The 25,306-nt window shown below is 69.4% G+C and carries 17 protein-coding genes; 10 read left to right on the top strand and 7 right to left on the bottom strand.

Translation table 11 applies throughout. From position 1 onward, the window contains the following. Window positions 1-18: 18 nt before the first annotated feature. The gene (locus DMC61_RS28275) at window positions 19-822 is read right to left on the bottom strand and encodes a DUF2382 domain-containing protein (RefSeq protein WP_016335133.1); all 804 of its coding nucleotides are present in this window, start codon (window positions 820-822) and stop codon (window positions 19-21) included. A gap of 370 nt (window positions 823-1,192) precedes the next feature. On the opposite strand from DMC61_RS28275, the gene DMC61_RS28270 reads away from it, so the two are divergent. Then, window positions 1,193-2,794, top strand: a complete 1,602-nt coding sequence (locus DMC61_RS28270) for an ABC-F family ATP-binding cassette domain-containing protein (protein ID WP_125692716.1) — start codon at window positions 1,193-1,195, stop codon at window positions 2,792-2,794. Window positions 2,795-2,798: 4 nt separating this feature from the next. Here DMC61_RS28270 and DMC61_RS28265 read toward each other — a convergent pair whose 3' ends face one another. From DMC61_RS28265 to DMC61_RS28255, 3 genes are all read right to left on the bottom strand, one after another. Continuing rightward, on the bottom strand, window positions 2,799-3,620 hold the full coding sequence (locus DMC61_RS28265; protein ID WP_125692714.1) for a class I SAM-dependent methyltransferase: 822 nt from the start codon (window positions 3,618-3,620) through the stop codon (window positions 2,799-2,801). A 135-nt stretch (window positions 3,621-3,755) separates the two neighbouring features. Next, on the bottom strand, window positions 3,756-4,769 hold the full coding sequence (locus DMC61_RS28260; protein WP_125692712.1) for a YdcF family protein: 1,014 nt from the start codon (window positions 4,767-4,769) through the stop codon (window positions 3,756-3,758). 104 nt (window positions 4,770-4,873) lie between these two features. Continuing rightward, window positions 4,874-6,493, bottom strand: a complete 1,620-nt coding sequence (locus DMC61_RS28255; protein WP_125692710.1) for an ABC-F family ATP-binding cassette domain-containing protein — start codon at window positions 6,491-6,493, stop codon at window positions 4,874-4,876. Window positions 6,494-6,556: 63 nt separating this feature from the next. Here DMC61_RS28255 and DMC61_RS28250 point away from each other — a divergent pair, with 63 nt between their 5' ends. Next, a complete protein-coding gene (locus tag DMC61_RS28250; protein WP_125692708.1) occupies window positions 6,557-6,913 on the top strand; it encodes a DUF6412 domain-containing protein in 357 nt (118 codons plus the stop codon). A 67-nt stretch (window positions 6,914-6,980) separates the two neighbouring features. Continuing rightward, window positions 6,981-7,757 carry a membrane protein insertase YidC gene (gene yidC / locus DMC61_RS28245; protein WP_125692706.1) on the top strand — a complete coding sequence of 259 codons (777 nt, stop codon included), beginning with the start codon at window positions 6,981-6,983 and terminating at the stop codon, window positions 7,755-7,757. 86 nt (window positions 7,758-7,843) lie between these two features. Here yidC and DMC61_RS28240 read toward each other — a convergent pair whose 3' ends face one another. Next, complete coding sequence (locus DMC61_RS28240; RefSeq protein ID WP_233594983.1) at window positions 7,844-10,192, bottom strand: excinuclease ABC subunit UvrA; 2,349 nt, start codon at window positions 10,190-10,192, stop codon at window positions 7,844-7,846. Window positions 10,193-10,249: 57 nt separating this feature from the next. On the opposite strand from DMC61_RS28240, the gene DMC61_RS28235 reads away from it, so the two are divergent. Continuing rightward, the gene (locus DMC61_RS28235) at window positions 10,250-11,206 is read left to right on the top strand and encodes a YafY family protein (protein ID WP_233594982.1); all 957 of its coding nucleotides are present in this window, start codon (window positions 10,250-10,252) and stop codon (window positions 11,204-11,206) included. A 260-nt stretch (window positions 11,207-11,466) separates the two neighbouring features. Here DMC61_RS28235 and DMC61_RS28230 read toward each other — a convergent pair whose 3' ends face one another. Beyond that, window positions 11,467-11,931 carry an Lrp/AsnC family transcriptional regulator gene (locus DMC61_RS28230; RefSeq protein ID WP_125692703.1) on the bottom strand — a complete coding sequence of 155 codons (465 nt, stop codon included), beginning with the start codon at window positions 11,929-11,931 and terminating at the stop codon, window positions 11,467-11,469. A 163-nt stretch (window positions 11,932-12,094) separates the two neighbouring features. Between DMC61_RS28230 and DMC61_RS28225 the strand changes: the two genes are divergently transcribed. The 4 genes from DMC61_RS28225 (at window position 12,095) to DMC61_RS28210 (ending at window position 21,478) form a co-directional block, all read left to right on the top strand. Next, window positions 12,095-15,544, top strand: coding sequence for an indolepyruvate ferredoxin oxidoreductase family protein (locus tag DMC61_RS28225; protein WP_125692701.1), 3,450 nt, complete (start codon window positions 12,095-12,097; stop codon window positions 15,542-15,544). 163 nt (window positions 15,545-15,707) lie between these two features. Next, complete coding sequence (locus tag DMC61_RS28220; RefSeq protein ID WP_125693117.1) at window positions 15,708-16,832, top strand: HAF repeat-containing protein; 1,125 nt, start codon at window positions 15,708-15,710, stop codon at window positions 16,830-16,832. Between the two features lie 45 nt (window positions 16,833-16,877). Continuing rightward, entirely contained in the window at window positions 16,878-17,816 is a 939-nt protein-coding gene (locus DMC61_RS28215; protein ID WP_125692699.1) for an aminoglycoside phosphotransferase family protein, read from the top strand. A 347-nt stretch (window positions 17,817-18,163) separates the two neighbouring features. Next, window positions 18,164-21,478, top strand: a complete 3,315-nt coding sequence (locus tag DMC61_RS28210) for a DUF6801 domain-containing protein (protein ID WP_233594981.1) — start codon at window positions 18,164-18,166, stop codon at window positions 21,476-21,478. Here the strand turns inward: DMC61_RS28210 and DMC61_RS28205 are convergent. Beyond that, on the bottom strand, window positions 21,456-21,896 hold the full coding sequence (locus tag DMC61_RS28205; protein ID WP_125692697.1) for a DUF6463 family protein: 441 nt from the start codon (window positions 21,894-21,896) through the stop codon (window positions 21,456-21,458). The genes DMC61_RS28210 and DMC61_RS28205 overlap by 23 nt on opposite strands. A 99-nt stretch (window positions 21,897-21,995) precedes the next feature. Between DMC61_RS28205 and DMC61_RS28200 the strand changes: the two genes are divergently transcribed. Together DMC61_RS28200 and DMC61_RS28195 are read left to right on the top strand one after the other, a co-directional pair. Further along, the gene (locus DMC61_RS28200; RefSeq protein WP_199750125.1) at window positions 21,996-22,586 is read left to right on the top strand and encodes a TetR/AcrR family transcriptional regulator; all 591 of its coding nucleotides are present in this window, start codon (window positions 21,996-21,998) and stop codon (window positions 22,584-22,586) included. A 106-nt stretch (window positions 22,587-22,692) separates the two neighbouring features. Continuing rightward, window positions 22,693-25,116: a glucan 1,4-alpha-glucosidase gene (locus DMC61_RS28195; protein ID WP_125692693.1), complete on the top strand. Its 2,424-nt coding sequence runs from the start codon at window positions 22,693-22,695 to the stop codon at window positions 25,114-25,116. Window positions 25,117-25,306: the final 190 nt, after the last annotated feature.

Raw genomic sequence — 25,306 nt, 5'->3', positions numbered from 1 at the left:
CGCCCGGACCGCCCCGGGTCACGACTTGCGGTGCTTGCCCTCGTCGTCGGTGACCTCGAACTGTTCCTTGCGGACCTTGCCGGAGATCGTCTGGTCCTCGGTGACGGTCTCGGTCTTGAGCCTCGCCCGCTCGACCGCGACGGTTTCCTTGTTCACCACCGGTTTCTCGGCGTGCAGCACGACTTCCTGTTCGTCCTCGGCGATCTCGGCCCGCTCGCCGCCCGGCTTCGTGATCGGCTCCCGCTCGATCCGGACCTCCTCGTGACTGACCGGAACGGTGACCTGCTGCTCTTCGGTGACGACGTACTTGCGCAGCCGGACATGGCCGGTCTCGACCTGCTCGGTGCCGACGTTCAGCCGTTCCTCGGAGCGCGTCATGGCGGGTTCGGCGTCCCGGTCCCGCTTGCCGGTGTCCGCGCGTGTGCCCGGGTCCATGCCGGCCTTGCCACGACCGGTGTCGCCCCGGCCTTGCGTCCGGTCGTCCATCCGGCCGTCCGGGGACGTCCTCGGCATCGGCAGTCCGTAATGCCGGTACAACTGCGCGCTCTCCTCCGCGGACAGGTGGCCGTCGGCCTCGATACGGGGCGCGTCGGTGACCGCGTCCTTGTCGACGCGGACGTGCACGCCTTCCTTGTCCGCATGCGCTCCCGACAGCGGGACAAAACTCTCCTTGGTGCCGAACAGGCCCGTTTTGACGGTGATCCATTCCGGCTGGCGCGTCGCGTCGGCGAGGTAGACGTTGCCCACCTTCCCGAGCTTGTTCCCGGTCGGGTCGACCACGGCACTGTCGATGAGTTCCTGCGGCTGCATGGTCTTCGCCATCGGTCCTGCTCCTCTCGAAAGATGCTGCTGAGAAGCCCACCGTCGGCCGGGCCGGTGATCATGGCAACCGTCGTGGTGCACCTGTGGGTGACCCCGGAAAGTGGTGGTTTGAAGCGACGCTCGCGGGCTAGGAGCAGGGCGTCGTCGCAGGTGAAAGCGGGTGTCCGGGTGGTGCTGAGCACGCCTGGGGGATGGCGCGAAGGTGTGATTCCGAAAATCGGATGCGGGGGCTTCCGGCCGTGTCCTACCCTCGTGGGCGTGATGCAGCAACTGCTGTTCCTCTGAGGAACGACGCCTCCACCGGTACCGCGAGCCGCGGTACCGGAGTTCGTTCTTCCTGCTCATCACCTTCACCGGAGGCAGTTCCTTCATGCATTCCCCTCTTTCGCCCGCGCCTGTGCGCGCGGCGCACGTCCGCCTGTCCGGCGTCCACCTCTCCTTCGGGGGACGGCCCGTGCTCTCCGGCGTCGATCTCGTCGCCGCGGCCGGTGACCGGGTCGCCATCGTCGGCGAGAACGGTCGCGGCAAGACCACCCTGCTCCGGGTGCTCGCCGGCGACCTGCCCGCCGATCGCGGCGAGGTGCACCGCTCGGGTTCGGTCGGCGTCGCCGACCAGCAGATCCCGCTCGGCCCGGCCGACACCGTCGGCGCGCTGATCGACCTCGAACTGACCGCCGTCCGTGCGGCGTTGGCTCGTCTCGAGGCCGCCACGGAGGCGCTCAGCGACGGTCTTCCGGGCGCGGACGAGGTTTTCGCCGCCGCGCTGGAACAGGCCGAAGCCCTCGACGCGTGGGACGCCGACAGGCGCGTCGAAGTGTCGCTGGCGGCCTTGAACGCCGTGGACGACCGTGACCGTCCACTCGGGACACTCTCGGTCGGGCAGCGCCACCGGGTCCGGCTGGCCTGCCTGCTCGGCGCCGGGCATCCGGTCCTGCTGCTCGACGAGCCGACGAACCATCTCGACGCGGCGGGCCTCGACCACCTCACCGAGCGGTTGCGCGCGCATCCGGGTGTGGTGGTCCTGGTCAGCCACGACCGGGCGTTGCTCGCGGACGTCGCCACCACGGTGATCGACCTCGATCCGTCGAGCGACGGCAGGCCGCGCGTCCACGGCGGCGGGTACGCGGGTTACGTCGAGGCGCGCCGTGCCGAACGCGCCCGCTGGGAAGCCGAGCACGCCGAGCAGATCGCCGAGCGGCAACGGCTGGCCGACGATCTGTCCGCCGCCCGGAACCGGTTGCGGGACAACTGGCGCCCGCCCAAGGGCACCGGCAGGCATGTCCGTGCCACCCGCGCGCCCGGACTGGTCCGCTCGGTCCACCGGCGGCAGGAAGAGCTGGCCGGGCACGTCGTGGCCGTCCCGCCGCCGCCCGCCCGGTTCTCCATGCCGGACTTGCCGTCACACGGAGGCGCTGTCCTGCTCCGTGCCGCCGGGATCACGGTGGCCGGACGGCTCGCGGGTCCGGTCGACGTGGCGCTGGAAAGCGGCGACCGGCTGGTGGTCACCGGCCCCAACGGAGCGGGCAAGTCGACGCTCCTGAGCGTGCTGGCCGGGGAACTGGAGCCGGACACGGGCACGGTCACCCGCTCCCGGTCGGCGCGGATCGGGCGGCTGGGACAGGAATCCGACCTGCCGGGCAGGCGGACGGCGATGGAGCTGTACGACGAACGGCTCGCCAGGACGGGGATCTCCGGCCCGGGACTGGGTGAACTGGGCCTGCTCGCCGGTTACGACCGGCACCGGCCGGTGGAGGAGTTGTCGGTCGGCGCCCGGCGACGGTTGGACCTGGCGCTCGTGCTGGCCGCTCGCCCGCACGTCGTGCTGCTGGACGAACCGACCAACCACCTGTCCGCCGCGCTCGTCGACGAACTGACCGCCGCGCTCGGGACGACACCGGCCGCGGTGGTGATCGCGACGCACGACCGGCAGCTTTCACGGGACACGGCGTCCTGGCCGAGGCTCGCGTTGTGAACCGTCAATCGTGGTGGGCGAGGGTGTAGCGCACGGTCTGCGCCAGCACCACGCTGCCGTCGGGCTCGCGGAGCGGTTCGAGCTCCGCGAGCACGGCCCGGCGCACGGCGTCGAGCCGGTCTTGCGGGATCAGCTCCCAGAACATCCGCTGGCCGTGCGACCAGGACCAGGTGATCCAGTGCCCGGGGTCGGCGAACTTCACCGGATAGACGCGTTCCACGGACGTGACACCGGTGAAGCCCGTCGACTCCACGGCCTGGCCGAAACCTTCGATGGTGGCGAACAGGCCCGACCTGATGGCGAGCGTCCAGGCCAGCTCCGGCGGTACGAACGGTTTGAACACCTCACGCACGGCGGCCCAGCGCGGATCGTCGGCGCCGAAGGTGGTCACGCCCAGCCGGCCGCCAGGTGCGAGAACGCGATGCCATGACCGTAGCCCGGCGACCGGATCGGGCAGGAAGAAGACCACGAACGACGCGAGGACCACGTCGAAGGCGGCGTCGGGCAGGGTCGGTTCTTGGGCGTCCATAAGGGAAACCGAGGCGCTCGCGCCGCGCGCCTCGATGTCTTTCGCGGTGCGCTCGACCATTTCCGCGGACAGGTCGATCCCCAGCACCGATCCGCTCGCGCCGACCCGCTCGGCCGCCGGGAACAGCACCGCGCCCCGGCCGCAGCCGACGTCCAGCACCCGCTCGCCGGGGACGAGCGCGACCCGGTCGAGCAGTTCTTCGGCGAACGTGCCGAAGAAGTCGACGCCGAGAGCGTCGTACGTCTCCGCCGTCCGGTCGAACAGCCGCGCCATCGCCTGCCGGGTGTAAGCGCTCATGCGCAGGACGATGGCCCGGCGAAAACGGTGTTGTCAAACGGATGGCGGATATTTGTCATGCGGGCTTGAGTGGGGGTACCCGGAATTCGATCCGGGGTGTCAATTCCTCTGATGGCCGGTATTCGAAGGCGGGGCTCACGAGAAGGCGCGGGAAACCTGCGAAAGCACGATGAGCCCGCACACCACCAGGTTCTTGTACTTGTGCTCCACCACGATGGCGACGAATTCGCGGATCGTGGCGCTCGGCCAGAAATACCAAGCCGTCGGCGACCCGATGACCTGGCCGTTCACCTTGGCGCGCCGGGCGATGAGGGCGGCGCGGAGCACGTGGAAGTTGTTCGTGACGACCGTGCAGCGATAGTCCGCCTTCCGCTGCCGCATGATCTCGGCGCTGAAGGTGAGGTTCTCGAAGGTCGTCCGCGACCGGTCTTCGAGCAGGATCCGCTCCCTCGGCACCCCGTTCCCGACCAGATGCTCGGCCATGGCGTGGGACTCCGGCAGGTCCTCGTCGGGGCCCTGCCCGCCCGAGGTGACCACCATCGGTTCCCCGCCGCGGCGGGCTTCGGCGTCGAGCACGCGCCGGGCGCGGTTCAGGCGCCCGGCCAGCAGTGGCGGGACCCGGTGACCGTCCAGCAGCCCCGACCCCAGCACCACCACGAAGTCCACGCCCTTCTCGGTGCGGATGCGGCCGTAGACGATCGAGTACAGGAGGAAACAGACGAAAAGGAACGAGAAGTAGACGACGAGGCCGTTCAGGATGCCCCGCACGATGTCGAGGGGCTCCCAAGCCAGCTGCGTGACCGTCGCGTTGAAGACGATCAGCGCGCAGATGCCGATCCCCGTCAGCAGCGAAAGGACGTTGGCCAGCCTGCGTCCCTCCCGGCGGAGCATGGTGATCCCGTTGAAGATCAGGAAGACCGTCAGCGCGAGGACCGTCGGGATGATCAGCAGGATCACCCCGACCGCGACGAAACCCGCGGCCTCGGGAGACACCGAGGCGAGCAGCGCGATGAACGTCACGCCGAGGAAGAGCAGCGCGAAGAAGAGGTAGAAGCCGTTCCGCAACCGGCGCCGGTCGCGCAGGAAGCTCACCAGGAACGCCGCGCAGCACAGGGCCGCGATGGCGAAGGGGATGGCAGCGGCCTCCACGGGAACTCCAGCCTTGGGACGATGCGGGCGGCGGCATTCAAGCACACGACGGAGCCGCCGAAGGCACCTCCCGTTGGTGTGTCGCTCTTACTGACCCGAGAGGGTCACCGCGCGCGTTGCACCGGCCGCTCGTCCCACACCGGTTCCGTCGTTTCCCGCACCTGCCCGTCCGAGCCGAACACGAGGTACCGATCGAAGGATCGCGCGAACCAGCGGTCGTGCGTCACGGCGATGGTGGTGCCTTCGTAGGCTTCCAGCGCCTGTTGCAGCGCTTCCGCCGAAGCGAGGTCGAGGTTGTCGGTCGGTTCGTCGAGCAGCAGGATGGTGGCGCCGCCGATCTCCAGCAGCAGGATCTGGAACCGCGCCTGCTGACCGCCGGACAGCTTCTCGAACCGCTGGTCGCCCTGCCCGTCGAGTTCGTAGCGGCGCAGGATGTTCATCGCGGGCCCGCGGCTCCGGGCATAGCCGGTCCAGAGGATTTCGACGAGCGTCTGCCCGAGCAGTTCGGGGTGGGCGTGCGTCTGCGCGAAGTGACCGGGGACGACGCGGGCGCCGAGCTTCCACTGTCCGTCGTGCGCGACGTCCTCACCCGCCAGCAACCGCAGGAAGTGCGATTTGCCGGAGCCGTTCGAGCCGAGCACCGCGACCCGTTCGCCGTAGAAGACCTCCAGATCGAAGGGTTTCATCAGGCCGCTGAGTTCGAGCCCCGCGCAGGTGACGGCGCGGACCCCGGTCCGGCCGCCGCGCAGGCGCATGGTGATCTTCTGTTCGCGCGGGGGAGCGGCGGGCGCCCCGGCCTCCTCGAATTTCCGCAGCCGCGTCTGCGCGGCGTGGTAGCGCGAGGCCATCTCGTCGCTGCGCGCGGCGTACTGGCGCATGTCGGCGACGAGTTTCTTGAGCTGGGCGTGCTTTTCGTCCCACCGGCGGCGGAGTTCCTCGAAGCGTTCGAACCTTTCCGCACGCGCCTGGTGATAGGTGTCGAAGCCGCCACCGTGCACCCAGACGTCGCCACCGGCGGGCCCGGGTTCGACGCTGATGATCTTCTTCGCCGCCCGCGCGAGGAGTTCCCGGTCGTGCGAAACGAACAGCACGGTCTTCTGGGTCTCGCGCAGCCGTTCTTCCAGCCACTGCTTGCCGGGGACGTCGAGGTAGTTGTCCGGCTCGTCGAGCAGGAGGACGCCGGCCCCGCCGAGGAGCAGCGCCTCCAGCACCAGCCGTTTCTGTTCGCCGCCGGACAGCGTGCGCACCTCGCGCCAGCGCGCCTTCTCGTACGGCAGGTTGAGCGCCGCCGTCGTGCACTTGTCCCATACGACTTCGGCCTCGTAGCCGCGGGCGTCGCCCCAGTCGCCGAGCGCCTGTGCGTACGCCATCTGGTTCGCCTCGTCGTCGCGTTCCATCAAGGCGAATTCGGTCTCGTCGACGGCACGCGCGGCGGCGCGGAGCGCGTCCGGCGACACCGAGACGAGCAGATCCCGCACGGTCCGTTCGTCGCGCACCGACCCGACGAACTGGGGCATCACCCCGAGGCCGCCGCTGATGGTCACGGAACCCGCGCTGGGGGAGAGTTCCCCCGAGATCAGCCGCAGCAACGTCGTCTTGCCCGCCCCGTTGGCGCCGACGAGCGCGCAGACACCGCCCTCCCCGACCCGGAACGAGACATCGTCGAGAAGCAGCCGTCCGTCGGGCAGGTGGTACTCGACGTGCGCGACTTCCACGTGACCCATGGCGACAGCCTGCCCGCGCGCTCGGGAGTCACGCAACGCAATATCTCCGGTAATGTCGGTGACGTGGAGCGAACCTACTTCGGCGTGCGGCTCAAGCTGATGCTTGCGCTGTTCCTGCCCGAGTTGTTCGTCGTGCTCCCGGTCGTCGGCGGGATCAACCCGCTGAGCCTGGCCACCGCGCTGACGGCGTCGGTGGCGGTCGCCAACCCGCTCGGGCTGGCCGCCGCGCTGACCGCGTCCCTCGCCGCCGTCCTGCTCGCGCTCGCGGTGCATTTCCGCCTGGAACCGGCGGCCGCCGCGATGCGGGTGCGCGCCATCAGCCTGCGCGAACGCGCGCAGCTGTTCCTGAGCCTGCGCGACCCCGACGCACGCGGCCGCGTCCGGCCAAGGGCTCCGTCAGCGGGCATCGCGACTGCCTGACCTTTTCGTTCGAAGGTGAGGCAGTCACTCCTGCCCGCATACCTTCGACCGACGGAGTGACCTGGTCATGTTCGATGTCTTCCTGTACCCCGTTTCCGCCATTCTCTGGTTCTGGCACAAGGTCTTCGGTGCCGTGTCGAGCCCAGACTCGGGCATCGCCTGGGTGCTGTCCATCGTGTTTCTCGTCTTCACGCTGCGTCTCCTGCTGGTGAAGCCGGCTCTCGGCGCGTTGCGCGCGGGCCGCCGTATGCAAGCGCTCGCCCCGGAGATGCGGCGGATCAAGGAGAAGTACGGCAAAGACCGCCAGCGCATGGCGAAAGAGATCCAAGAACTGCACGCCGAAAGCGGCTCCAACCCGCTGGGCGGCTGTCTCCCGGCGCTGATCCAGCTCCCGGTGTTCCTGTCGCTGTACTGGGTCCTGCGCGACTTCACCCCGGGAGCCGTTTCGAACCACGTTTTCGACCACGCCGGTGTGCGGTCGTTCCTGAACGCCGACCTGTTCGGCGCGAAGCTCGGCAACTGGCTTTCGCAACCCGCGGCGGAACTGGCCGCGTTCGGCACGGACCACGTCCACATGATCGCCGTCGGAGTGCCGCTGATGCTGATCGCGAGCCTGGCCACGTTCTTGTCGATGCGGTCGGGACTCGCGCGGCAGGCCTCTCCCGAGACGGCCGGGATCACCAAGCTGATGATGTACCTGGCGCCGGTCGGCATGCTGGTGTCGGGGGCGTTCTTCCCGGTGCCGATCGGGGTGCTGGTGTACTTCCTGGCCACCAACGTGTGGACGCTGGGGCAGCAGCACTTCCTCACCAAGGTCGTCGACCGGGAGGAGGCAGGCCGCTGACCGGCCGGTGGTGTGTCGGCCAGATCACGTGAACCAGGGCCAAGAACTGTTCGGTACCGGCGTGTCGGGCAAAGCCCGATGGGGAATCATCGCGCTCGCCCGGGAACTGTTCCCGGGCGGGTGGGTGTTCCCGGCGCCGTCCGGCGCCGGGAACGCGTTCGCAGATGACGTCCGGTGAGCGACGTGGGGTGCTCGGCCAAAGCCGATGGCGTGCCTTCGAACACCACCGTCCCGCCTTCGGCACCCGCGCCCGGCCCGATGTCGATGACGTGGTCGGCGTGCGCGATCACCCGCTGGTCGTGTTCGATCAGCACGAGGGTCGCCCCGTCGTCGACGAGTTCGTCGAAGAGGGCGAGCAACCGGTCGACGTCGCTGCCGTGCAGTCCGGCCGTGGGTTCGTCGAGGATCAGGCGCAGTTCGTGCGCGGGGCCGGCGTCGGCGAGGTGCCGGGCGAGCAGCAGCCGTTGCCTTTCGCCGCCCGACAAGGTGTCGAGGCTCTGCCCGATCGTCAGGTAGCCGAGCCCGACCCGGTCCAGCCAGCGCGACCGTTGCCCGATCGGAGACCGCTCGCCGAACAGGGCGGCGGCGTCCGCCGGATTCATCGCCAGCACGTCGGCGATGGTCCGGCCGTGCAGGCGCGCGGCGAGCGCGTCCGGGTTGAACCGGGTGCCGCCGCAGGCGTCGCAAGCGGTCTGGACGTCGTCGAGGAACGCCAGATCGGTGATGATGACGCCCTTTCCCTTGCAGACCGGGCACGCCCCGCGGCCGTTGGCGCTGAACCACGACGGATGCTTTCCGGTGGCCTTCCCGAAGGTTTCGCGGATGGGTTCGGCGATGCCGAGCACCGTGGCGGGTGTCGACCGGATGCCACCGCGCAGCGGCGCCTGTTCGACGACGACGAAATCGGGATGCCGCCGGGGGAGTTCGCCGGCGATCAGGGTGCTCTTGCCGGAGCCGGCCACTCCCGAGACGACGGTCAGGACGCCGAGCGGAACGTCGACGGTGACGTCACGGAGGTTGTGGCTGGTGGCGCCGGAGATGGTCACGGCGCCTTGCGCGACGCGGGTCCGCTCCCGGAAGCGAAGCGGGGCACCGAGGAGCCGCCCGGTCTCGGTACCGGCCGTGACGAGTTCGCCGGGGCCGCCCTCGAACTGGATGCGCCCGCCTCCTTCACCGCCGGCGGGACCGAGGTCGATGACGTGGTCGGCGGCCGCGATGACCGCGGGATGGTGTTCGACGACCAGGATCGTGTTGTGCGCGTCGCGGAGCCTGGCCAGCAGTTCGAGAAGGCGGTGCACGTCATGCGGATGCAGGCCGGTGCTGGGCTCGTCGAACACGTAGCAGACGTCGCTGAGCGCGCTCCCGAGATGGCGGACGATCTTGACGCGCTGGGCTTCGCCGCCCGACAACGTCCTCGACTCCCGGGACAGGCTGAGGTAGCCGAGACCGACGGAATCCAGCGCATCGAGCCGTTCCCGGATCGCCTGCGACAACGGCGCCACCGACGGATCGCGCACGGCCGAAACGACGTCGCGCAGCTCGCCGACCGGCATGGCGGACCAGTCCGCGATGGACCGCCCGTCGATCAGGCTTCCGCGCGCCGCCTCGGAAAGGCGGGTTCCCGCGCACTCCGGGCAGACGCCGCGGGTGACGACTCCGGCGAGCCTTTCCTGTTCCTCGGCCGTGAGCCGCGACGGCGTCTTGCGCAGGTACGAATCCCGCAGGCGCGGGACGATGCCGTCGAAGAGGCCGTGCTTGGGGTAGTCGGGGCCGGGGTCGTCGAGGGGGAGTGCTTCGGCGTGCAGCAGCGTCTCGACCTTCGCCGACGGCAACCGTCCCAACGGGACATCGGGGTCGACCAGTCCGGAATGCACGAGGCGTTTCCATCGGTAGGTGCCGGGGGCGAACGTCGGGAACCGTACCGCGCCTTCGCGCAGGCTTCGCGAACGGTCGAGCAGCCGGTCGAGGTCGATGTCGTCGACCGAGCCGAGGCCTTCGCAGCGCGGGCACATCCCGGCCGGATCGTTGAACGAGTATGCGGGCGAGAACCCGGCTCCGGGCTTTCCGAGGCGGGAGAACAGCAGTCGCAGCAGCGGCGCGATGTCGCTCGCCGTGCCCACGGTGGACCGCGCGTTGCCGGTGAACCGCCGCTGATCGACGATCGTGGTGAAGACCAGCCCGTCGATCCGGTCGACGTCGGCGGGCGGATGCTGGGGGAGCCGGTTCCGGACGAAGGCGGGATAGGTGCCGGTGACGAGGCGCTCGGCTTCGGCCGCGATGGTGTCGAACGCGAGCGACGACTTCCCGGACCCCGACACGCCGGTGAACACCGTCAGCCGGTGCTTCGGCACCCGGACCGAGATGTCGCGGAGGTTGTGCGTGCGGGCTCCTTCCACGGTGATCCACCGGCCACGGTCAGCTTGATCTTTCGCCATGAACCGAGGCTACGATGAGATGTGGCCGGATTACGGCCACAACTATCGGGAGGCGTCGTGACGGCACCACGGGAACGGATGCTGCGGCTGTTGTCGCTCCTGCAGTCCGGCCGGGCGTGGCCCGCCGCCGAACTCGCGACGGCCATGGAAGTCCCGCCGCGCACCCTGCGCCGGGACATCGACCACCTTCGCGGGCTGGGCTACCCCGTCGAGAGCAGCCGCGGCCCGGGAGGCAACTACCGGCTGGTCGCGGGCACCGCGCTGCCGCCGCTGATGCTGGAACACGACGAGGCGATCGCCACCGTGCTCGGCCTGCGGCTCGCCGCGGCGGGCGGGACCGGCGTGGACCTGACCGCCGAATCGGCCGACCGCGCCGCCGCGAAACTCCGCCGCGTCCTGCCACCGGCACTGCGGCGGCGGACCGACGAAATGCTCGCCGCGGTCGAATTCGGGACCGGTGAACAGCCGCGGGTCGCCCAAGACGTCCTGAACGTCCTGGCCGCCGCGATCGCGGCTCGGCGGTGCCTCGAGTTCGCGTACACGGGAAAGGACGGACCGTCGTCGCGGACGGTCGAGCCGATGCGGCTCGTCCAGCTCGGCAAGCGGTGGTACCTCTACGCCTGGGACCTCGGCAGGCGGGATTGGCGGAGCTTCCGGCTCGACCGGATCGGCGCACCGTCGATGACCGAGGTGGCGTTCGAGCCGCGTGCGCTCCCCGTCGACGATGTCGCTGCTCATCTCCAGGAACGCTTTCACAGCCCGAAATCCCTCCGGATCACGCTGACCCTGGAGGTCGGTGCGGCCGAGGCCGCTGCCCGGCTTCACCGGGTCGACGGGAGTTTCGAGGCTCTTGGGGACGACAGGTGCCGATATGTCGCGTACGTCGATTCCTTCGAGTGGCTGGCGGTCGTCCTGACGCTCACCGACATCGGGTTCACGGTGGAGGAACCGGCGGAATTCGGCGAATACCTCGCGCGGACGGGGGAGCGGCTGCTGCGGGGCGTCACCCGCTAGTCCTGCCGTTGTCAGTCCCAGTTCGAATCCGTGAAGGCCTCCTTGAGGGACCCAGAGTCCCTCAAGGAGGCCTTCACGGAATGCGGGCGCGCCCACGTGCGTCCCATGAGCACCAGGAGTCACATTGACTGCGCGTGAAGGCCCCCTTCCCTCGGCTCAGCCGAGGAAACTCGACCTTCACCCCTTCCCAAGTACGTGATGGCCCCCTTCATTGCGTCTAGCGCAGTGAAGGGGGCCTTCACGTACTTACCGCTCCCCACTCAAGAGGGTTGAGGCCACTGCTGCCCCCGCGTCCAGGAATCCAGCACCATCAGGGTCTTCGTGCCCGTCACCTGGTGATGCCGCCGGATCTCGTCGATGGTGTGCTGCAGGTGGCCCATGTCCCGCACCCGCAGCCACACGAGCGCGTCCGGGTCGCCCGCGATGGTGAACACCGCCTGGGCCTCGGGCATCCGGGTGGTGGTGCGGACGATCTCGCCGACCTTGGTGGTCCCGGTGAACCGCAGTTCGGTGAACGCCTCGATGCCCCAGCCGAGTTTGGCGTGGTCGATCTGGACGGTGTAGCCGACGATGACGCCGTTCTCCTGCATACGGTCGATCCGGCGCTTGACCGCCGCGGTGGACAGCGTGACGCGGGCCCCGATGTCGCCAAGGGTGCGCCGCGCGTCCTCGCGCAGCAGTTCGAGGATCTCGCGATCGGTCTCGTCGATGAGCTGGTCCGCCATGAGCCAGGATGGTACGCAGACGCAACGGATATCGGCCAGCGGTGAAGATGGGCCGGATTTTTTGCGTGCCGGGTGCCAATAGACTGCCGCCTGTTGCGACGGCCCGCGCGGGTCGGGTCTCCTGTCGTGACGTCACGCGGGGGTGCCGAAGGAGGCAGGTCTGGTGGAGCAGTTCACGTTGGAGGACCGGTATCTGCGGGAGGACGGCACCGTCTACCTCAGCGGCGTCCAGGCCCTGGTCCGGATGCTGTTCGACCGGGTGCGGCACGATCGCGCCGCCGGGGCGTCCCCCGCCGTGTTCGTCTCCGGCTACGAGGGTTCGCCGCTGGCCGGCTACGACCTCGAACTCGGCCGCCGCTCCCATCTGCTCGAGAAGCACGACGTCGTGCACCGTCCCGGCCTGAACGAGGAGCTCGCCGCGACCGCGGTCATGGGCAGCCAGCTCACCGCGTCGGTCGGCTCGTCGCGCGGCGGGGTCACCGGGTTCTGGTACGGCAAGGCGCCCGGCCTCGACCGGGCGACCGACGCCCTGCGGCACGCCAACCTCGCGGGTACCGATCCGGCGGGCGGTGCGGTGGCGCTGGTCGGCGACGATCCGAACGCCAAGTCCTCGTCGGTGCCGTGCGCCTCCGAGCTCGCGCTGGCCGATCTGGCCATGCCGGTGTTCTTCCCGTCCGACTCCCAGGACGTGCTGGACTTCGGCCTGCACGCCGTGGAGCTGTCCAGGGCGAGCGGACTGTGGTCGTCGATGAAACTCGTGGCGAACGTGGCCGACGCCGCGAGCACCGCGCACGTCCGGCCGGCGTGGACGGCACCGGAGCTGGCGCTGCCCGCGTACCGGCACAAGCCCAGCACCCGGTTGCTCGGCACCACGTTGATGGCGCTCGAACGCAGCCTGTACACCGAACGCCTGCCGCTGGCCGTCGAGTACGTGCGCGCGAGCGGGGTCAACCGGATCGTCCAGGAAGGGCCGGCGGACCGCATCGGCATCGTCACCGCCGGAAAGTCCTATTTGGACTTGATGCAGGCGCTGCGGTTGCTCGGCTTGGACGCCGAAGCGTTGTCCCGGCATGGGATCAGGATCCTCAAGCTCGGGGTGATCCACCCGCTCGAACCGTCGATCGTCCGCCGGTTCGCCGACGGCCTCGCCGAGATCGTGGTGGTGGAGGAAAAGCGTTCCTTCGTCGAGTCGGCGATCAAAGAAGTCTTGTACGGCACCGCCGGCGCGCCCGCCGTGTACGGCAAGACCGGCCCGGACGGCCGCACCCTGTGCACCGAACTCGGTGAGCTCGACCCGGACGCCATCGCGAGGGTGCTGGCCACCCGGCTGGGCGAGCACCACGAGATCCCGTCGGTGACCGCGTGGCGGCAGCGCCGCCGCCGCGAGCGCATCTCAGTGCCGTTGCTGACCAGGACGCCGTATTTCTGTTCCGGCTGCCCGCACAACTCCTCGACCAAGGTGCCCGAGGGCACGGTGGTCGGCGGCGGCATCGGCTGCCACGCCATGGCGTTGTTCATGGAGCCGGAACAGGTCGGGGACGTGGTCGGCCTGACCCAGATGGGCGGCGAGGGCGCGCAGTGGCTCGGGATGGAGCCGTTCGTCGACGCCTCGCATTTCGTGCAGAACATCGGCGACGGCACGTTCACCCATTCCGGCAGCCTCGCGGTGCGGGCGGCGGTGGCCGCCGGGGTGAACATCACCTACAAGATCCTCTACAACGCGACGGTCGCGATGACCGGCGGGCAGGACGCCGTCGGTGGTCTGTCGGTGGACCGGCTGGCGTCGCTGCTCCTGGTCGAAGGCGTCGCGAAGGTGGTCATCACCAGCGATGAGCCGAAGCGGCTTCGCGGCGTCCGGATGCCGGACGGCGTCGAGGTCCGGCACCGCGACGAACTGCTGAGCACCCAAGAGGAACTGGCCCGCGTTCCCGGGGTGACGGTGCTGATCCACGACCAGGAATGCGCCGCCGAGAAGCGCCGCAAACGCCGTCGCGGCAAACTGGAGACCCCGGCCGCCAAAGTCGTGATCAACGAGCGGGTGTGCGAAGGCTGCGGCGACTGCGGCGAGAAGTCGAACTGCCTGTCCGTGCAGCCGGTGAGCACCGAATTCGGCCGCAAGACCGCGATCCACCAGTCGTCGTGCAACGTCGACTACTCCTGCCTGGCGGGGGATTGCCCCTCGTTCATGACCGTGGTGCCCACCGGTCGCAAACACCGGCGGAAGGCCGGGGAGATCACCGCGGCCGAACTGCCCGCTCCCGAAACCTCCGGCACCGACTTCACCGTGCGCATCACCGGTGTCGGCGGGACCGGTGTGGTCACCGTCGCGCAGATCCTCGCCACGGCCGCCGTGCTCGAAGGCAAGCAGGTCCGGACACTGGACCAGACCGGGCTCGCGCAGAAGGGCGGCGCCGTCGTCTCGGATCTGAAGATCACCACCGAGCCGACACCGCAGGCCCCGAAACTCGCGGCCGGGGAGTGCGATCTCTACCTGGCTTGCGACGTCCTCGTCGGCGCGGATCCCGCGTATCTGACGGTGACGGATCCCGGCAGGACCACGGCCGTGGTCTCCACGACCGAGGTGCCGACCGGCCGGATGGTCGTGGACACCACGGTGTCCTTCCCCGATGCCGCCGCCGTGCGCGGGGCGATTTCGGACAACGCGGCGCGGACGGTGGCGCTCGACGCGCGGGAACTGGCGGAGATCCTGTTCGACGACGACCAGTTCGCCAACATCCTCCAGCTCGGCGCGGCGCACCAGACCGGCGCCATCCCGCTGGACGCGGCCAGCGTAGAACGCGCGATCGAACTCAACGGGGTCGCCGTCGCGGGCAACCTCCAGGCGTTCCGCCGGGGCAGGCAACTCGTCGCCGATCCCGACGCGCTGCACGCCGTGGTCGCCCCGCCCGCCGTCGCCGCGAGCCCCACCCCGTCGGCGGGCGCCCTGCGTGCCCGCGCGCTCGTGCACGCCGAACCGGGTTCGGAACTCGCGCGCCTGCTGGACATCCGCGTTCCCGAACTCGCCCGGTACCAGAACGTTCGCTACGCGAGGGAGTACGCCGAGTTCGTCGAGCGGGTCCGGGTGCTGGAAGGGGATTCGACCGCCATCACCGAAGCGGTGGCGCGGAATCTGCACAAACTGATGGCCTACAAGGACGAATACGAGGTCGCGCGGCTTTCGCTCGATCCCGCCGTGCTCGCCGGGATCGAGGCGGAGTTCGGCGTCGGGAGCCGGTACGCCTATCGCCTGCACCCGCCCTTCCTGCGCGCGATGGGTATGAAGCGGAAGATCGCACTGGGCCCGAAGTTCCGCCCGGTGTTCGTCGCGCTGCGCGCCGCGCGGAAGCTGCGCGGCACCCGCTGGGACCCGTTCGGCAAGGCACACGTCCGGAAGGTGGAGCGGGAACTCGTGGGGCAGTACCGGGAGACGATCCTCGCCGCTTTCGGCACCGAGGACGCCGATCGCGGCAGGATCCTGGCCTTGGCCGAGCTGCCCGACCTGGTTCGAGGCTACGAGGACGTCAAACTGGCGAACGTCGAGGCCTATCGCCGGGAACAGTCGGCGCTCCTGGCCGATCTCGTCCAGGCGGACCGGCTCGGCGCGAACATCTGACGCACTCGACGGCTGTTTTTGGCCTCTGTCAAGAGGTTCTGCTTTCCGGCGGTCCCGGTTGGCGGTTTGTGTGCATTAGTGTCGATGCGGGGTCCGCACATCCACTGATCGGGATTGGGGAGTCGTCGTGAAGAGGAATCGTGTGCCGGTGGCGCGAAGACGGATGTTCACACTGGTGGCGGCGCTCGCCGTGGCCACCGGCGCGGTGACGGGGACCGCGCGGGCCACCACGTCAGGGCCGGTGGATCTCGGCACGCTGCCGGGGGACGACGAGAGCACGGTCCTCGCGGTCAACGAAGCGGGGGAGATGGTAGGGCTGTCGCTCGTGGGCCCGACCCCGAAGCGCAGTCACCCGGTCCGCTGGGACGCGAACGGTCAGATCATGGCGCTGCCCACGCCGGGAGGCACCGAGGGGCAGGTACGCGACATCAACAGCCTCGGGGTGTCCGCGGGGTACGTGCTGACCGCGACCACCGCCGTACCCGCTCGCTGGGACGCCGCGGGTCAGGCGACCTTGCTGCAGCTTCCGCCCGGTTATCACAACGCCACCGCGTGGGCGATCAGCGACACCAACGTCGTCGTCGGGGCCTGGCTGACGCCGGCCGAGCAGTACCACGGGTTCCGCTGGGATCCCGATGGCACGGCCACCGACCTCGGCACCTTGCCCGGCGAGACCTGGAGCATGGCCGACGGCATCTCCGGCGACGGCACCATCATCGTCGGCGGCGCCGTCCGCTCCGCGGCGAACCAGGCCGTGCGGTGGGTGAACGGCGGGCCGATCACCGAGCTGGCGCCGCAGGGCGTGAGCAGCGGTGCGGGCCGGATCAACAAGGGCGGGGTGGCCGCCGGAACGTTGCGGGAGACCAGTAGCGGACCTCCGATCCCGGCGAAGTGGGATCGGGACGGCGTGATCGATCCCCTGGACTGGCCGAGCCCGCACTCGGTGTGGATCTACGGGATCGGCCCCACCGGTTACGTGGTCGGCAGCGGCTACCTCAACCCGCCGCGCCGCTCGGCCCTGCTCTGGGACCTCGACGGCGGCGTCATCGCGCTGCCCGACGACGGCCTCGGCGCCGACGCCGAAGCGGTCGACTCCCAGGGCACCGTGGCGGGCACTTTCCGGAGCCAGGCGACGGTCTGGTTCCGGGACGGGGAACGGCGGCAGCTCGGCAACCTGCCGGGTGGTACCCGCAGCCGGGGTTACCGGATCACGGACAACGGCCGTGTCGTCGGAACCGCTTCGAACGCGGCCGGGCAGTCGCACGCGGTGTACTGGACCCTCGACTAGCGGATCCGCCGAATATCCACTGGACGGCTCGACGAGACTCGGTGTGTGGCTTCCCGTCGAGCAAAGAGCACCACGCCGGATCTCGGGCCTGCGCCGCGGCGGATCACCGTGGACGCGGCGCAGGTACGAGGACTGGTCGCCGAGCAGTTCCCGGAGTGGGCCGGCCTTCCGGTCCGGCCGGTGGCCGAATCCGGCTGGGACAACAGGACTTTCCGGATCGGCGACGACATGCTGGCACGGCTGCCGAGCGCCGCCGAATACGCGTTGGCGGTGGACAAGGAACAGCGCTGGCTCCCGCTGCTCGCTCCCCGGCTGCCGTTGCCCGTCCCGGTTCCGCTGGCGAAGGGGCAGCCTGGCGCGGGTTACCCCTTCGAGTGGTCGGTCTACCGGTGGCGCGACGGCGAACCCGCGACCACCGCCCGGATCTCCGACCCGGTCCGGTTCGCCGTCGACCTCGCCGGTTTCCTGGCGGCCCTGCGGGCCATCGACACCACGGGCGGCCCGCGGCCGGGCAAGCACAACTGGTTCCGGGGCGCCGGTCTGCGCACCTACGACGCGCAGACCGAGCGCGCGCTCACGGCGCTGGATGGCGACTTCGACACCGGGCCGGCCCGCGAGATCTGGAAGGCCGCGCTCGACAGCCCGTGGGACGGAACGGACCGCTGGTTCCACGGCGACATCGCACCAGGGAATCTCCTGCTCGACGGCGGGGAACTGGCGGCCGTCATCGATTTCGGCACCTGCGGCGTCGGCGATCCGTCCTGTGACCTGGCGGTCGCGTGGACGTCGCTGACCGCCGCCGGCAGGCGCGCGTTCCGCGAGCGGCTTTCGGTCGACGATCCGGAATGGGAGCGCGGGCGTGGGTGGGCGCTGTGGAAGGCCTTGATCACTTGCGCTCGGATGCGCGACCGCGTCGACGAGGAAGCGGTGAACGCGCGTCGCGTCCTGGCGGGGATTCTGGCCGGTCCTTCCGGCGCCCGCTGAGCCTGACCCGATCGCGGCCCTGTTGGCCAGTAACCACCCGCGCGGGGGTGGCGGCGGACGTTTTGGGGGCGCGGCTGACAGATTCGCGAACGGTGAATCGGCCGCGTATGACAAAGACGAAGAATGGTCGCGCGGCCTCTGTGATTTTGCTTGCCTGCCGAGCCTTGCGGGTGTGTTAATTCCCTGTGGCATACCCGTAAATGTGCGCACGCGCCCGCTGGGAAGAGCCCGCGAAAGCGGGCATTAATCGTTTGTCCGATGGTTTCGGCGGGTGTGGTCTATGTGTTGGAGAGGGACCTGTGAAACACAGAAGACGTAGTCGAAGACTGGCTGGGGGCATCGCCGTCGTGAGCACGGCGGCCTTGGTGGCATTGGGTCTCACGATCGGCTCGGGCACCAGTGCCGCCGCTCCGGGTGAGCTCACGCAGAATTACTCGTGCCCGTTCCCGTTGATCGGTAATCAGAACGTCTCGGTCACCATCAAGACCACGCAACCTTCGACGATCGAGACCGGGAAACTGACTCCCGCCATCGAGATCACCGCCGTGTCCAACGCGGGCAAGACGGCGACGGAAGGCCTTCGGCTCGTCGGTGCCGAGTCCATCAAGGGCACCGCGAAGGCGACCTCCACCGTGACGATGCCCGGCAGCCAGGGCACGATGACCGTGAAGGTCGACTCCGACGTGCCGAAGCAGCCCATCCCGGCGGCGGGCAACGACCTGGTCGTGAACGCCACGGGCAGCGCGCCGGCGCTGAGGTTCGATCAGCCGGGCACCGCGACGCTCGCGGTGAACAACCTGCAGCTGGTGATGACCCCGCTCAAGGCCGACGGCACCGAGACCGGTCTCGGCACCTTCACTTCGGACTGCACGCTGGCGGCGGGGGCCGAGACCGTCCTGCAGACCTACACGGTGACCGGTTCGCCGGTCACCCCGGAAGCCGTTGTCGGCACCGGGAACCGCCCGCCGCTGAAGCAGGTCTACAGCTGCCCGTTCCCCTTGATCGGCAACCAGGACGTCACGGTCGACATCAACGCCACGTTGCCCGACTCGATCCCGGTGGGCCAGTTCACCCCCAAGATAGACATCAAGGCCGTCTCCAACGCGGGCGCGACCGCGACCGAAGGGCTCCGGCTCGTCGGCGCCGAGACCATCAAGGGATCGGCGCTGGCCACGTCGCTGGTCTCCAGCCCGCAGGGGCATCTCGCCGTCGGTGTGCCGACCGCGGTCCCGCAGCAACCCATCCCGCCCAAGGGCAACGATCTGGTGATCAACGCGAGCGGTTCCGCCCCGTCGCTGCGGTTCGACCAGCCGGGGACGGCCACGCTGTCGGTGCACGATCTGGTGCTGACCATGACGCCGTTGACGGCTTCCGGCGCGGAGACCGGCCTCGGCACGTTCGTCGCGGACTGCACGCCCGCGAGCGGCCAGGCCAACGTGCTGCACACGTTCACCGTCACCGCGGCGGCGGACACGACCGCGCCGTCGGCTCCCGGCGCCGTGACGGTCGGCGACGTCACCCAGAACAGTGTCGCGTTGTCCTGGGGCGCCGCCACCGACAACGTCGCCGTGACCGGCTACGACGTGTTCAACGGCACCACTCTGGTGAAGTCCGTGACGGGTACTTCGGCCACTGTGGACGGTCTCACCCCGGACACGGAGTACTCCTTCACCGTCAAGGCGAAGGACGCGGCGGGCAACGTCTCCACGGCCACCGCGCCCGCCACCGCCCTGACCGCGAAGGCCCCGGACACGCAGGCGCCGACGACGCCAGGGAACGTGCAGTCGACCGGAACCACCCAAACCAGCGTGACGCTGGCTTGGGACGCGTCGAGTGACAACGTCGGTGTCACCGGCTACGACGTCTTGAAGGGCACCGAGGTCGTCAAGTCGGTCACCGAACCCCAGGCGACGATCGACGGTCTGGCGGCCGATACCGAGTACACCTTCACCGTGGTCGCCAAGGACGCCGCGGGCAACGCGTCGGCGGCGAGTTCCGCTGTCACGGCGCGGACGCAGGCGGCGCCCGACACGCAGGCTCCGGGAGCGCCGGGCAACCCGCGCTCGACCGGAACCTCGGCCTCCAGCGTCGGGCTGGCGTGGGACGCGTCGAGCGACAATGTCGGCGTCACCGGTTACGACGTCTACAACGGCGACACCCTGGTGAAGTCGGTGACCGAAACCAGCGCCACCGTCGACGGTCTCGCCGCCGACACCGAGTACACCTTCACCGTGGTGGCCAAGGACGCGGCCGGGAACAAGTCGGCGCCCAGCGCGACGGTGACCGCCCGGACCGCGACCGCTCCGGACACCGAAGCGCCCAGCGTTCCGGCCGGTCTCGCCACGGCCGACATCACCCAGTCCAGCGTCGCGCTGTCCTGGACCGCGTCGAGCGACAACGTCGGTGTCGTCGGCTATGACGTCTTCAACGGCGGCACTTTGGTGAAGTCGGTGGCGGGGACTTCGGTCACTGTGGACGGTCTCGCGCCGGACACGGAGTACTCGTTCACCGTGGTGGCGAAGGATGCCGCGGGCAACGTGTCGGCTCCCAGCGCCGCCGCCACGGCGCGGACGCAGGCCGCTCCCGACACGCAGGCTCCCGTGGCACCGGGCAACCCGCGCTCCACCGGGACCACGCAGACCAGCGTGAACCTCGAATGGAACGCGGCGACGGACAACGTCGGTGTCACCGGCTATGACGTCTTCAACGGCAGCACTTTGGTGAAGTCGGTGGCGGGGACTTCGGCCACTGTGGACGGTCTCGCGCCGGACACGGAGTACTCGTTCACCGTCGTCGCCAAGGACGCCGCGGGCAACGCGTCGACCCCGAGTGCCGCCATCACCGTCCGGACGCAGGCCGCTCCCGACACGGTCGCTCCCGCGGCGCCGGGCAACCCGCGCTCCACCGGGAGCACGCAGACCAGCGTGAGCCTCGCGTGGGACGCGGCGACGGACAACGTCGGTGTCACCGGGTACGACGTCTTGAAGGGCACCGAGGTCGTCAAGTCGGTCACGGGTACTTCGGCCACTGTGGACGGTCTCACGGCCGACACGGAGTACACCTTCACCGTGGTCGCCAAGGACGCCGCGGGGAACAAGTCGGCCGCCAGCGCGCCGGTCACGGCGAAGACGAAGCCGAACACGTCCCCGATCGTCAAGTACAGCTACGACCTGGCCGGCAAGACCCAGCTGAAGAAGCTCTCCGGCCCGATCGACCTGCGCGGTGGCATCAACGCCGCGATCAGCCTGGCGAACGGGACCTTCGAGGCCGACCTGACGCTGAACCCGACGAGCGCGAACCTCACGCTCTGGGGCTTCGTCCCGGTCAACGCGAAGATCGAGTTCGCGTCGGCGGGCAAGACCACCGGCACACTGGCCGACGGCGTGCTCAAGTCGACCTCGGCGGTGACGGTCAAGCTGCCGCGGATCAGCGTCTTCGGCTTCCCGGTCTCGGCGAGCGCGAAGTGCCAGACGAAGACGCCGGCCCAGATCCCGCTCCAGTCGAAGGCGGGCTTCGATCCGCTGGCCGGTGGCAAGCTCACCGGCTCCTACACCCTGCCGCCGCTGCAGGGCTGCGGGTTCCTCAACGACATCATCACCGCCGTCACCTCCGGCCCCGGCAACACGGTGGAGGTGAACCTCAAGCCGCGTCCGGTCGGCTGATCCCGCGCACCATCCGATCCGGCCCCGTCGCACCTCGCGGCGGGGCCGGTTCGCTGCGCCGGATCCCGGCGAACAGCAGCGCGGTCGCGACAAGGAGGATCGGCCACGGGGTGAACAGGAGCACCGCGGCGATCAGCAGAGTCCAGATCCCCAGCGCCCAGGCGAGGAACACGGGCGGGGTGATGCCGCGCCGTTCCAGCCAGAGCACGGTCAAGCCGACGAGGACGAGCGGCACGCCGAAGCTGGCCGCGCTGAGCCAGAAGGCGCTGTTCGCGGGGCTCATGGCGGCGAGGTCGTCGCGCCACAGTCCTCCGCTGAACCACGTGCCGGCGTGACCGGCGGCCTTCATCACCGTGAGGGCGCCCAAGGTGTGGGCCGTGCCGAAGAACGTTATGAGCCAACCCGCCCATTTGATCATGTCAACTCCCCAGGTCGTGTTATACGGTTGCGTATAACGTCAGGCTAGACCGGTTATACGGTGGCGTACAACCAGTGGAGAGGTGAGGTGGGCCACGGCATGGGCGCATTGCGCACACCGCGGGAGAAGTGGGTCGAAGAAGGTCTGCGGGCGCTGGCGGAGGGTGGGGTGGACGCGGTGCGCATCGAGGCTCTCGCCAAGGCGCTCGGCGTGACCAAGGGCGGGTTCTACGGCTACTTCGCCGACCGCGCGGCTCTGCTGGAGGCGATGCTGGACGCCTGGGAGTACGAAAGCGTCGACGAGGTCCTCGCTCGCGTCGAGCGGGAGGGGTGCGACGCGCGGGACAAGGTCCGGCTGGCCGGCAGGCTGACTTTCTCCGGTGGCCGGTTGCTGCCCATCGATCTGGCCGTTCGTGACTGGGCTCGCCGCGACGACGCCGTGGCCGAACGCCTGCGGCGCGTGGACAACCGACGCATGCAGCTGGCCCGCGACGGGATCGCCACGTTCTGCGACGACCCCGACGAGATCGAAGCCCGCGCACTGCTCGCCTTCTGTGCGGCCATCGGCAACCACTTTCTCGCCGCGGACCACCCGGGACAGACCCGGGTCCAGGTCCTCGCCCGCGCCGCCGACCTCATTCTCGATGGTCCGCCCAGCGATCCCAGCCGATTCACCGGACCACCCGCCTGATTGGTCCGGGTTACTCCGATCGGCCCTGACGGGCGCGGCGGTTCAGGTAATAAGTTGCCGCTAACAACAAATCCTCCCGTCGATGAAGCCTGTGGGAAGGACCCTCATGAAGTCACCGAAACGGCGTCGCGCGATAGTCGCGCTGTTGACCGTGCCGGCGCTGCTGGCCGCCACGCCGGTGAGCGCCGCGCCACTGGCGGACGCGCCAGGCGCACCGGGTACCGGGGCGGCCTGGACGACCGGGGGCAAGGAAGGTTTCGGCACCGCCGCCGGTGCCGCGTCGAAGGTGTGGTTCACCCTCGGCCAGGGGATCAGCCACGAGATCTATTACCCGACCGTGGACACCGCCAACGTCCAGGACCTGCAGTACGTGGTGTCCGACGGCGCCGGTTTCACGCAGCTGGAACGCGATCACACCACCAAACAGCTCGTGCTCACCGATCCGCGCTCGCTGAGCTACCGGCAGATCAACACCGCCACCAACGGCCGGTATCGCATCACCAAGACCCACACCGCCGACCCGGCCCGGTCCACCGTGCTGATCCAGACCAGGTTCGAGGTGCTCAGCGGTGGTCCGCTGCAGCTGTACGCGCTGTACAACCCTTCGCTGAACAACAGCGGCATGGGGGACACGGGTGCCACCTCCGGCGGGCAACTGGTCGCTTCGGACGGGCCGGTGTCGAGCGCGCTGGCCGCCTCCACCGGTTTCGTCAAGGCGACCAGCGGTTACAGCGGAACCGCGAGCGACGGTTACGTCGACCTGAGCGGCGACCACGTCCTCGGCGCGCAGTACGACTCGGCCTCGACGCCGGGGAACCTGGTGCAGCTGGGGCAGATTCCCGTGGGAACGGACACGACCTTCACGCTGGCGGTCGGTTTCGGAAGCGATCGCGGTGCCGCGTCGGCGAACGCGTCGGCCTCACTCGCGGGTGGTTTCGCGTCGGCGGACACCGCGTACCGGTCGGGCTGGAGCGGCTATCTGTCGTCGCTGGCCGCGGTGCCCCGGTCGATCTCGGGTGCCGGGCTGACCACGCAGTACAACGTCGCGCTGATGACCCTCAAGGCTCATGAGGACAAGACCTATCCGGGGGCGAACGTCGCCTCGCTCACCAATCCGTGGGGTGAGGCGAAGGACGGGAACGGCACGGGGGACTGCGGATACCACGCCGTCTGGTCTCGCGATCTCTACCAGGTCTCGACCGCGCAGATCGCGGCGGGAGACTCGGCGGCGGCCAACCGCTCGGTCGACTACCTGTTCACCGTGCAGCAGCGCCCGGACGGTTCCTTCCCGCAGAACACCCGGCTCGACGGCACCAACTGCTGGACCAGCCTGCAGATGGACGAGGTCGCCTTCCCGATCGTGCTGGCGTGGCAGCTGAACCGGTTCGACGCGGGGATGTGGGCGAAGGTGAAGAAGTCCGCGGACTTCCTCGTCGCGCGTGGTCCTTCCACACCGCAGGAACGCTGGGAGGAGAACGGCGGCTACTCGCCGTCCACCATCGCCGCGGAGATCGCCGGCCTGATCTGCGCCGCCGACATCGCCGAACGCAACGGGGACACCGCGAGCGCCGCGCGTTATCGCCAGATCGCCGACCAGTGGCAGGCGCAGGTGAGCGCGTGGACGTTCACCACGTCCGGTCCGCTCGGCGACGGCCGGTATTTCCATCGCATCGACGGAAACGGCAATCCCAACGACGGCCAGAACATCTTCCTGCAGAACGGCGGCGGGAACCACGACGAGCGCGCCATCATCGACGCGGGCTTCCTGGACCTCGTCCGTCTCGGCGTGAAGCCGGCGGCCGATCCGGACGTCGCGGCCTCGCTGTCCGAAGTGGACTCCACGCTGAAGGTCGACACCCCGAACGGTCCGATGTGGTACCGGTACAACCACGACGGCTACGGCGAGACGGCGTCCGGAGGCCCCTACACCGGCGCCGGCGTCGGACGGCTGTGGCCGCTGCTCACCGGTGAACGCGGCGAGTATGAACTGGCCAACGGCCGCCCGGCGACAACGCATCTGGCCACCATGGCCGCCTCGGCGAACGCCGGTTTCCTGATCCCGGAACAGGTCTGGGACCGGCCGAGCGCCGCGGGCTTCACCTTCGGCGAAGGCACCGGTGCGGCGACGCCGCTGGCGTGGTCGATGGCGCAATTCGTCCGGCTGGCGCACTCGATCGACGCCGGTGCCCCGGTCGAGACGCCGTCGGTGGTCAAGCAGCGGTACAGCGCGGCGTGCTCCGGCGTTTCGGCCGAGTTCACGGTGAACGCCACCACTTCGTGGGGTCAGAACATCTTCGTCGTCGGTGACCGCGCCGAACTCGGGGCGTGGAACCCGGCGAACGCCGTCCCGTTGTCGTCCGCGAACTATCCTTTGTGGACGGGGAAGGTCGCGCTGCCGAAGGGTGCCGCGTTCCAGTACAAGTACATTCGCAAGGAGGGCGGGGCCGTGACCTGGGAGTCGGGCGCGAATCGTGTCGGTACCGCTTCGGGTGGCTGCACGTTGGCGCTGAACGACACCTGGCGGCCCTGACGGCTTGCCGGTGTTGCGAAAGCCACTTTCGCAACGTTGAAGGTTGCGAAAGTGGCTTTCGCAACGCCAGGTCCGTGAGCAAGGGTGGCGGTGGCGTGATGGCTTACGACCACCTGTACGGAACGGCGGCTTCGCGTGTTTGATCGGACGGCACGCGTGATCCGACGGACGACACGGCGGTGGCGAAGCC

Origin of the sequence: Amycolatopsis sp. WAC 04169 (assembly GCF_003947535.1) — a bacterium.
Classification (GTDB): domain Bacteria; phylum Actinomycetota; class Actinomycetes; order Mycobacteriales; family Pseudonocardiaceae; genus Amycolatopsis; species Amycolatopsis keratiniphila.
This window is presented reverse-complemented; position numbering and strand designations above follow the sequence as displayed.

Coding starts and splice junctions, on each gene's coding strand:
- DMC61_RS28275 (WP_016335133.1), bottom strand. CDS start 822: ATGGCGAAGACCATGCAGCCGCAGGAACTCATCGACAGTGCCGTGGTC.
- DMC61_RS28270 (WP_125692716.1), top strand. CDS start 1,193: ATGCATTCCCCTCTTTCGCCCGCGCCTGTGCGCGCGGCGCACGTCCGC.
- DMC61_RS28265 (WP_125692714.1), bottom strand. CDS start 3,620: ATGAGCGCTTACACCCGGCAGGCGATGGCGCGGCTGTTCGACCGGACG.
- DMC61_RS28255 (WP_125692710.1), bottom strand. CDS start 6,493: ATGGGTCACGTGGAAGTCGCGCACGTCGAGTACCACCTGCCCGACGGA.
- yidC (WP_125692706.1), top strand. CDS start 6,981: ATGTTCGATGTCTTCCTGTACCCCGTTTCCGCCATTCTCTGGTTCTGG.
- DMC61_RS28240 (WP_233594983.1), bottom strand. CDS start 10,192: ATGGCGAAAGATCAAGCTGACCGTGGCCGGTGGATCACCGTGGAAGGA.
- DMC61_RS28230 (WP_125692703.1), bottom strand. CDS start 11,931: ATGGCGGACCAGCTCATCGACGAGACCGATCGCGAGATCCTCGAACTG.
- DMC61_RS28220 (WP_125693117.1), top strand. CDS start 15,708: ATGTTCACACTGGTGGCGGCGCTCGCCGTGGCCACCGGCGCGGTGACG.
- DMC61_RS28205 (WP_125692697.1), bottom strand. CDS start 21,896: ATGATCAAATGGGCGGGTTGGCTCATAACGTTCTTCGGCACGGCCCAC.
- DMC61_RS28200 (WP_199750125.1), top strand. CDS start 21,996: ATGGGCGCATTGCGCACACCGCGGGAGAAGTGGGTCGAAGAAGGTCTG.
- DMC61_RS28195 (WP_125692693.1), top strand. CDS start 22,693: ATGAAGTCACCGAAACGGCGTCGCGCGATAGTCGCGCTGTTGACCGTG.